General features: G+C 56.5%; 3 protein-coding genes. 1 reads left to right on the forward strand and 2 read right to left on the reverse strand.

What is annotated here, in order from left to right; translation table 11 throughout:
- Positions 1–598, reverse strand: a 598-nt coding sequence (locus V7080_RS25260; protein ID WP_334191132.1) for an SIR2 family NAD-dependent protein deacylase, incomplete at its 3' end; no start/stop codon positions are given.
- A 328-nt stretch (positions 599–926) separates the two neighbouring features.
- Positions 927–1,103: a hypothetical protein gene (locus V7080_RS25265; RefSeq protein WP_334191133.1), complete on the reverse strand. Its 177-nt coding sequence runs from the start codon at positions 1,101–1,103 to the stop codon at positions 927–929.
- Positions 1,104–1,486: 383 nt separating this feature from the next.
- Here V7080_RS25265 and V7080_RS25270 point away from each other — a divergent pair.
- The coding region (locus V7080_RS25270; RefSeq protein ID WP_334191134.1) for a hypothetical protein at positions 1,487–2,073 on the forward strand (587 nt) is incomplete at its 3' end.

Here is a 2,073-nt window from a genome sequence, read left to right on the forward strand (position 1 = left end):
CGCGCTCCCCATCCCAGCCCCAGTCCCCGAACATCAGGATATTCGGCCGACCCAATCCGCCGCATCCGGCGCATCGCGGCAAATCCGACAGCAGCCGGCAACGCGCCTCATCGACTTCGGGAACGAATCCTTCCGCGGACCAGGCGGCGTGACCGCAGCCGGAAAAACACTGCAGGTGATGGATCGATCCATGGCATTCCGCTACCCGGTCTTCCGCGAAGCCTGCCTTCTGAAAATGGCCATCGACATTGCTGGTAAAGACGAAGCCACCATTGGGCATCCGGCGGGCCATGGCAAGCAGCATTCCGAACCCGGCATGCGGCGCCGTCGCACGGTACAGGCTCAGCCGATGGCCGTAGAATCCCCATGCAACCTCCGGCATCGATTCAAAGGCTTTCGGGTTAGCCACTTCGTAGAAGCGCATTCCCAGGCTACCCAGGGCCGGATACGCCTTCCAGAACCCGTGATCACCACGAAAATCCGGCAGGCCTGAATCTATACCCATTCCGGCGCCGGCAGTGATCAGCAAGCCGTCGGCCTGTGATATCAAATCTGCCGCCGCAAAGCAGGCGTCATCAACGGAAGACAAATTTCTCATATGTGTTCGCAGCTTGGATGAAGTTGGTATTGCACCGCAAGAGAGGCAAGGCCGCATCCATCTCTCGTCATAGCAGAGAGATGCACGGCCGGTGATGCGAAACGCCGGACGCTCCGGGGCGCTCCGATTTGCGATGACACTCCCGACGTCGAAAAAAATCCCGCGCACCGTTTCCGGCGGCGGGAAAAGGATACTCCCTAGGAGAGAGTAGCGGAGACAACCGAATCGGCCCAGGTTTTGTTTCAGCACCGATTTCCGGCGCATATCCCAGCATCCTGCAGCATCCTGGTAACTGCGTATTGCATTTTTTTACCCGACAGCCAATGCACTACTTCTTGAAGGTCATCGTGTGCCATGCGTCGAACTGCTCGAAGCTGGTGAAGTACAGCAGCGCGTCATTCATGTCGCCTCGCCGCCTCGGTGTTTCCGTGCGCCGCTTGTGCGATGTATCAACGCCCGACTCAACTACCGCGCGCGCAAGATCGACCCCAAGTTCCCTTCGCATCCTGTCGTTCCGGGTGCTCATGACGGCATGCCCCCCTACCATTGGAAACAAACATACTTCAACCGGATTGCTTGCTGTCGACGCCGGCACTGCGGATTTATCAGCGTTCGCATGGCGCGACATATCCGCCTCCGCATCACGAAATCCGCCACGGGCCGGTTGTTGCTTTCAATCGATCGTCGAAGGCAATCCTTCGGATTTAATGATATGTGGCAGCCCGGCAATATTGGTTCCATCCGGAATGTCTTCGGTCGTTGCTGCCTTACCCGCTACCGGCGGAGGTTTCATTCCGTCTGATGTTGAACAATTGCTGCACGGTGCAATCGAAACGCCTTATCGCACTTGTCGAATAAAATGTGAGGGTAAGTCTGCTGGTCTTTTCCGTGGCGCTGATCGCACACCTGGTGCCAGCGCCTTTGTTCATTTTTAGAAAGCACATTAACTTGGTCACAACACGAAGCAAACGCTGGAGCGGCAACATAGAGGCGCTTCCCGCCGACTATTTAAAAAGCGTGATGGAAAAGATGATCGATTATGGCGATCGGGTGCAATTTTCCCTGCTTAGTCCGGGAGCCCAACCCAGCTATCAGGTCATGAATACCCTCGGCAAAACGATGGCATTCGATAAGAATCATCATTTGCTGCAGCCGCAGGAGGCGGAATTCGTCGGCACCAATGCCACGCAGGTCCTCACCCTGGATCAGATAAAGTCGTTGATTGCTGGCGTGGGCAGCAAATCCGGCACGGGTACGCGCACGGCCCGCGTAGTCCGCGCCGGAAGCGGCGGCGGCAAAACTGCCACGGTACGCTTGCACGATCAGTTCGCCAGCCAACGATACGAGTACTACAAGAATCACCGGCAGTCGCTGCCGCCAACGATTTCGGAGCATTCCGACGAGATCACGGAATTGATGAAGAACGGCAAATCCGTAGAGGATGCGTTTGATGAAGTGGTGAAGAAGTACTTTTA

This window comes from Noviherbaspirillum sp. (genome assembly GCF_036846085.1).
Lineage (GTDB): Bacteria > Pseudomonadota > Gammaproteobacteria > Burkholderiales > Burkholderiaceae_D > Noviherbaspirillum.

Excerpts from the sequence above, each read along its gene's own strand:
- V7080_RS25265 (WP_334191133.1), bottom strand. The coding sequence starts at position 1,103 with ATGCGAAGGGAACTTGGGGTCGATCTTGCGCGCGCGGTAGTTGAGTCG.